This is a genomic window from Polaromonas sp., assembly GCF_041689105.1.
In the GTDB taxonomy this organism is placed as follows: Bacteria; Pseudomonadota; Gammaproteobacteria; order Burkholderiales; family Burkholderiaceae_C; genus Polaromonas.
In genome coordinates this window covers 1-5,944 of record NZ_JBDNGU010000233.1, presented here as the reverse complement: position 1 = coordinate 5,944, position 5,944 = coordinate 1, and the positions used below count along the sequence as shown (strand labels likewise).

The window sequence follows — 5,944 nt, the reverse complement described above, 5'->3', positions numbered from 1 at the left end:
GCCTTGGTCGCGCGCGGTGTTGGCCGGCGCGCTGTTCGGCTTCTTTGCCTATGCCACCTACGACCTCAGCAACCTGGCTACGCTGCGGGGCTGGCCGTTGCGCCTGACCCTGGTCGATATCGCCTGGGGCACGGCACTCACAGCCGCCGCAGCTGCGGCGGGACGCTGGGCGCTGGGGCGCATGACATGAGACGCGCGCACTATCGGCTACTGGAACGTGAGTAAAAAAAATTGACCTGGTTGTTCGTGATGGCCAAGGCTATGTTCAGCGGCAAAAAGCCCGCGGGGCGCCCGGTGTGCTATCGAACAGACCGGACGAAGCCTGTCGCGCAAGCTTCAGCTTTCAGACACCCCGAACCTGCCGACTGCGCATCCGCCTCGCGGCCAGCGGGATCGGTCGATCACTCGTCCATGGGCGCGCCGCCGGTACCCGCCGATTTCAATCGCGAGTTGCGTGCCGCCTTCGACGGTCTGTTCATCCTCTCCGGCGGCTTCGACTACGCGAGCTCCGAGCAGGCGCTGCTGGACAAGCGCGGCGACCTGATCGCCTTCGGGTGCCCGTTCCTGGCCAACCCCTACTTCGTGGCGCGGATGCGCAAGGACGCACCGCTCAACGCGCCCGACACGGCTACGTTTTACGTGCCCGGCGCCAAGGGCTACACCGACTATCCCGCCCAGATGGTCTGATCCGCGAAGATCAATAACCCCAAAGGACGACATCCCGTGACCTACCAAAGCATCAACCCCAACACCGGCAAGCTGCTCAAGAGCTTCGAGCACCTGACCGAGGCGCAGCTCGAAAAGGCGCTGGCCGCCGCCGACAACTGCTTTCAGACCTGGCGGCACAAGAGTTATGCCGAGCGCGCGGTCATCGTCAACAAAGCGGCTGCGCTGATGCACGCGCACGTCGATGACTTCGCCAGGCTCGCGACGCAGGACATGGGCAAGCGCATCGATGAGGCGCGTGGCGAGGTGACGTTCAGCGCCGACATCCTGGCCTACTACGCCGAGCACGCCGAGTCTTTCCTCGCGCCGACAAAGCTGCAACCCAAGGTCGGCCAAGCGCACATGGAAAATTCACCCATCGGCGTGTTGTTCTGCGTCGAACCCTGGAACTTCCCGTACTACCAACTCGCCCGCGTGGCCGGCCCGCAGTTGATGGCCGGCAACGTGCTGGTGGTCAAGCATGCCGGCTGCGTGCCGCAATGCGCCATCGCCTTCGAGAAGTTGCTGCGCGATGCCGGCGCGCCCGTTGGCGCCTACACCAACCTGCGCATCTCTTACGAACAGTCCGACCGCGTGATTGATGATGCGCGCGTCAAGGGCGTGGCGCTGACCGGCAGCGTGGAGGCAGGCCGCAAAGTGGCGGCCCGGGCCGGCCAGAACCTGAAGAAGTCCACCATGGAACTGGGCGGCAGCGACGCCTTCATCGTGCTCGACGATGCCGACATCGACAAGACCATCCCCTGGGCCGTCTGGGGCCGCATGTACAACGGCGGCCAGACCTGCAACGCGGCCAAGCGATTCATCGTGCTGGATGCCGTAGCCGACCCATTCCTGGCCAAGTTCAGGACCGCGCTGGAAGCCTTGAAGCCGGGCGACCCGATGATTGAAGCAACCACCCATGGTCCGCTGTCCACCGAAGCCGCGTTGGTGAAACTACTGGCGCAGGTAGATGCCGCAGTGAAGGGCGGCGCGACGCTGCTGATGGGTGGCAAGCGCATAGACCGGCCAGGCTGGTTCATGCAGCCGACTATCCTCACCGACATCAAGCCCGACAACCCCGCCTTCCGCGACGAGTTTTTTGGCCCGGTGGTTTCGTTCTTCCGCGTCAAGGACGAGGCCGCCGCCATTGCCCTGACCAACGATTCCGACTTCGGCCTGGGCGGCTCGGTGTGGACCAAGGACGAGGCCCGAGGCAAGCGGGTCGCGAGCCAGGTCGACACCGGGATGATGTTCGTCAACAACATCGATGGGTCCGATGCCGAACTGCCTTTCGGCGGCATCAAGGGCTCTGGTTATGGACGCGAGCTGGGCCACATGGGCATCCAGGAGTTCGTCAACAAGAAGCTGATCCGCACCGGGCACTTCCCGGCACCGGCCTGACCCTGGGCTACCACAACCAGCACAAGCACCAGACTGATGACTACATGACCGCTGCCAGCAAGGTGAGTGTTGCCAAGCGCGCTACCAGGGCCATCGTTGCGGCGGTGGCCCAGGGTAAACCACCGCACCGCCTGCTGCTCGACAAAAATCCCTTTCGTCAACATCCCTCGCCTGCTTCGCCCTCCAATATGCGCCAACCTACGTTGTCTGTCAGCCACTCTCGTTCGCTGCTGCTGCTTCTGGCAGCCGGCACTACGCTCGGCCTGACCAGCAACCTTGCCAAAATAGCGGGGGAGAACGGTCTGCCCCCGCTTGCTTTCCTTGCCTGGTCAGTCAGCGGCGCTGCGCTGATCCTGTTGGTGATTGCTGCCGTCCGCGGCCTGCTTCCAGCGTTGAACGCCCGGACTTTAGAGTACTTCGTGGTCGCCGCGTTTTTCACCGTCGCCGGTTCGAATCTGCTGTTCTTCTCTGCCGTTGAGCACGTGGGTGCCTCCTTCGTGGCACTCGCGATCACGTTTCCACCGCTGCTGACGTATTTGGGCGCGCTGCTGTTCGGCGTGGAACGGTTCAGCACCCTTCGGGCGGCCGGCGTGGTGCTCGCCCTTGCGGGCGCCGCAGTGCTGGCTGCGTTCGGGCTTTCGTCGCCCGATGCTTCGGCGCGCTGGATCTTGATCACGCTATGTGGCCCGGTGCTACTCGCCGCAGGTAACCTCTACCGCACTCTGCGCTGGCCCGAGAACGAGCACCCCGAGGGCCTAGCTTCGGGCATGTTGATCACAGCAGCTGCAATGCTTGTGATAACTGGGTTTATGCCGGGCTTTTCGCTTGCAGTGCCGCATGGGAGCGCGCTGCCTTACCTTCTGATCGGCGTGCAGACCGGACTGTTTGCAGCGCAGTTTCTGCTTCTGCTCCTGCTACAGAAGAGCGGCGGTCCTGTGCTGCTGAGTTTGCTGGGGTCGGTGGGCGCGGTTGTGGGCGTACCCGTGGCCATCCTGTTTCTGAACGAAGCCCCTCCTCGCGGGCTGGTCTATGCCGTCCCTCTGATCACCATTGGGGTGGCGCTCGTCGCTTGGGGCGGCATGAAGGAAGCCACAGCATGAGCGAACCCAGGCAAGAGCCTGATGAGCAGGCACGCGATTTTGTCATCTTCAACCCCGACACCATGTTCGATCCCACACTGCTCGGCTTCTCGCAGGTCGCGATCTTCTCGGCCGCAGCGCGCACGGTCTACGTGGCCGGCCACGGAGGAGGGGCACGCAAGAGCCACTTCGCCGACCCATGCCGTGTGGCATTTGAGAACGTCGACACGGCCATGCGCGCTCATTGGGTCAGCCGTCACGCTCGCTCCTCCGAAAACACAGAAGGGAATACTTCGTCCATGAAAACACGCCTGATCACCATCACGCTACTTCTAGCTGCATTTTTACTGCCGACTGCTGCCTTTGCACATCAGCCGAGGATCGTGAAAGAGAACCCGACCGTCGTCACGTTGCCAGAAGTCTCCAAGGCCTACTATGGGACTCTCGATGGCAAACCTGCGGTCTACACGATCAGATCCGAAAAAGCTTTTGCACTTTATGTCGGAGTCCTTGTCCCGGACATTGCTGGCCAAAAAAAAGATGTCTCGGCTGTCATTCTGAAAGATGGCAAACAACTCGCACTTCTGGACAGTACGAACTTTCAGTGGAAGACATTTTTTGAAGAATTTGGTCGTGACACGTATTGGAAGGGGCCAGAGTACAAAGCGCAGGCAGATGCGGGCACCTACGAGATACGTGTCACAAGCGCCAACAATGACAGCAAGTACTCGCTCGCTGTAGGCGAGATAGAAACTTTTGACTTCAAGGAAGGCATGAATGCACTCACACTTATTCCAGAATTGAAAAAAGATTTCTTCAATAAATCTCCCATAGGCTTCATCCTGTCGCCATTGGGCTGGGGATTCATTCTCATTATGTTTGTGCTGGCGTTTATATCCGGATTTATCTATCGCGCCCTGCTTAAGCGATTTGCAAGAAATACGACTCACGGCGCCAGCAAAAATATTGGTACCAATGACAGAGTGGTACGAGCGCTTGTCGGCGTCGTACTTCTTCTCGTTGCCATAACCACCACATGGAGCCCCTGGTTGCTTTTCTTCTCGGGCTTTGCCTTTTTTGCAGCACTGTTTAGCTGGTGTGGGCTGTATGCAGCGTTTGGTAAAAATACCTGCACAGGTAATTAGTTAAAATTCTGGACCCTGATAGATACGACTGGTAAAGCACTCTCATCAAGCCAACATCGGCACCGCTTTGGGATGTGCTGAGGCTGAGCTGCTTAGGGTACTTGGCGTTGCAGCTTTGGTGTATTCGTGGCGGGCACGCCCACCAGCAGGCGCGCTCCTCAGTCCGTATCTGCTGCTTGTCAGCTTCGCTGCCGTGCTCAATTTTCTTTGTGGCAACTCAATCCGCAAGTTCTGGGGTAAGGCGCCGAGCGAAGTTAACTTGACCAGATTGCGCAGTAATGTTCAGCGATCTGCTGGTAGCTGTACTTGCCAGTCGCATGCGCGGTGGCCATAGCCGTCAGCGATGTCAATCGCCACTTTGCTCGCCCTGACCCAGACTGTGCATGGGATCCCGCCCGTGCGCCCAACGCCTTGGAAAACTTACGGAACGACTAGAATACGACCGCTTCGGCGGCCCGGAGCTGTTTTGAAACCTGAAAGGAAAACACTTTATGGTGACCGTGATTTTCGAAGTCTGGCCAGCCCCCGAGCATCGCGAGGGCTACCTGAACTGGGCGGCCGAGCTCAAGACCGAGCTGCTCAAGATGGATGGCTTTATTTCCATCGAACGCTTCCAGAGCCTGACCGAGCCCGACAAGCTGCTGTCGCTGCAGTTCTGGCGCGACGAAGCCTGCCTGACGGCCTGGCGCAACCTGGAGACGCACCGCGCCGCGCAGGCCGCAGGGCGCGGCACCATGTTCAGGGATTACCGGCTGCGCATTGCCGAGGTAAGGCGTGACTACGGGCTCAAGGAGCGCGAGCAGGCACCGGCCGACTCCCGGCAGGCGCACGGCTAATTCCATTTCTATTTCAATCTGATGGTCATTGCGGGCCTGACCCGCCATCCATGTCGCGCCGGCCTGCTCCGTAGCTGAGTGGCATGGATCCCGGATCAGGTCCGGGATGACAGATGTGGCGAGTCAGATACCGGCAAGTGCGACAGAGTTTTCCAGCGCCTGGCCGCCGCCGTAGCCGTCCTGCACCGGCGGCACGCCGCCCAGCGAGACCTTGATCGCGCAGTACTTGAATTCCGGAATCTTGGCAAACGGGTCCAGCGCCGCGTTGGTCAGCTTGTTGATGGCTGCTTCGTAGTAGCAGAAAGGCACGAACACCGCGCCGCGTGGCGAGCTTTCGTCGGCCCGGGCGTAGAGCGCCACCTCGCCGCGGCGCGACGCAATGGTCACCACATCGCCGGGTTTGCCGCCCATGGCGGCCAGGTCCAACGGGTGCACCATGGCCACCGGATCGGGCTCGATCGCATCGAGCACCGTGGCGCGCCGCGTCATGCTGCCGGTGTGCCAGTGTTCGAGCTGGCGGCCGGTGATAAGCACCATGGGGTACTCGGTGTCCGGCCGCTCGTCGGCCGGAATAATGTCGGCGGGCACGAAGCGGGCACGGCCGGTGTCGCGCGGGAAGGTGTCCACAAACACCACCGACTGGCCTGGGTCACCCTCCTTCATGCAGGGGTAGGTGACCGAGTGCTCGCGGTCCAGCCGGTCCCAGGTGATGCCGCCAATGCTGGGCATGGTGTGGCGCATCTCGTCGAAGACTTCGCTGACGTGGTTGTAGTGCCAG

The 5,944-nt window shown here is 61.0% G+C and carries 8 protein-coding genes; 7 read left to right on the top strand and 1 reads right to left on the bottom strand.

What is annotated here, in order from left to right; all coding sequences use genetic code 11:
- The 7 genes from ACESMT_RS21630 to ACESMT_RS21600 form a co-directional block, all read left to right on the top strand.
- The coding region (locus ACESMT_RS21630) for a DUF2177 family protein (protein WP_372828654.1) at positions 1 to 190 on the top strand (190 nt) is incomplete at its 5' end.
- Between the two features lie 41 nt (positions 191 to 231).
- Positions 232 to 687 carry a hypothetical protein gene (locus ACESMT_RS21625; protein WP_372828653.1) on the top strand — a complete coding sequence of 152 codons (456 nt, stop codon included), beginning with the start codon at positions 232 to 234 and terminating at the stop codon, positions 685 to 687.
- Positions 688 to 723: 36 nt separating this feature from the next.
- On the top strand, positions 724 to 2,106 hold the full coding sequence (locus ACESMT_RS21620) for an NAD-dependent succinate-semialdehyde dehydrogenase (RefSeq protein WP_372828652.1): 1,383 nt from the start codon (positions 724 to 726) through the stop codon (positions 2,104 to 2,106).
- 44 nt (positions 2,107 to 2,150) lie between these two features.
- Entirely contained in the window at positions 2,151 to 3,206 is a 1,056-nt protein-coding gene (locus ACESMT_RS21615; RefSeq protein ID WP_372828651.1) for a DMT family transporter, read from the top strand.
- On the top strand, positions 3,203 to 4,330 hold the full coding sequence (locus ACESMT_RS21610; RefSeq protein ID WP_372828650.1) for a YgaP-like transmembrane domain: 1,128 nt from the start codon (positions 3,203 to 3,205) through the stop codon (positions 4,328 to 4,330). Before ACESMT_RS21615 ends, ACESMT_RS21610 begins: the two co-directional genes overlap by 4 nt.
- A gap of 67 nt (positions 4,331 to 4,397) precedes the next feature.
- Positions 4,398 to 4,664, top strand: a complete 267-nt coding sequence (locus ACESMT_RS21605; RefSeq protein WP_372828649.1) for a tryptophan-rich sensory protein — start codon at positions 4,398 to 4,400, stop codon at positions 4,662 to 4,664.
- 157 nt (positions 4,665 to 4,821) lie between these two features.
- Positions 4,822 to 5,166, top strand: coding sequence for an antibiotic biosynthesis monooxygenase (locus ACESMT_RS21600; protein ID WP_372828648.1), 345 nt, complete (start codon positions 4,822 to 4,824; stop codon positions 5,164 to 5,166).
- 123 nt (positions 5,167 to 5,289) lie between these two features.
- Here ACESMT_RS21600 and ACESMT_RS21595 read toward each other — a convergent pair.
- Positions 5,290 to 5,944 (bottom strand): molybdopterin oxidoreductase family protein (locus ACESMT_RS21595; RefSeq protein WP_372828647.1); only part of this gene is annotated, 655 nt, incomplete at its 5' end.

Coding starts and splice junctions, on each gene's coding strand:
- ACESMT_RS21610 (WP_372828650.1), top strand. CDS start 3,203: ATGAGCGAACCCAGGCAAGAGCCTGATGAGCAGGCACGCGATTTTGTC.
- ACESMT_RS21615 (WP_372828651.1), top strand. CDS start 2,151: ATGACCGCTGCCAGCAAGGTGAGTGTTGCCAAGCGCGCTACCAGGGCC.
- ACESMT_RS21600 (WP_372828648.1), top strand. CDS start 4,822: ATGGTGACCGTGATTTTCGAAGTCTGGCCAGCCCCCGAGCATCGCGAG.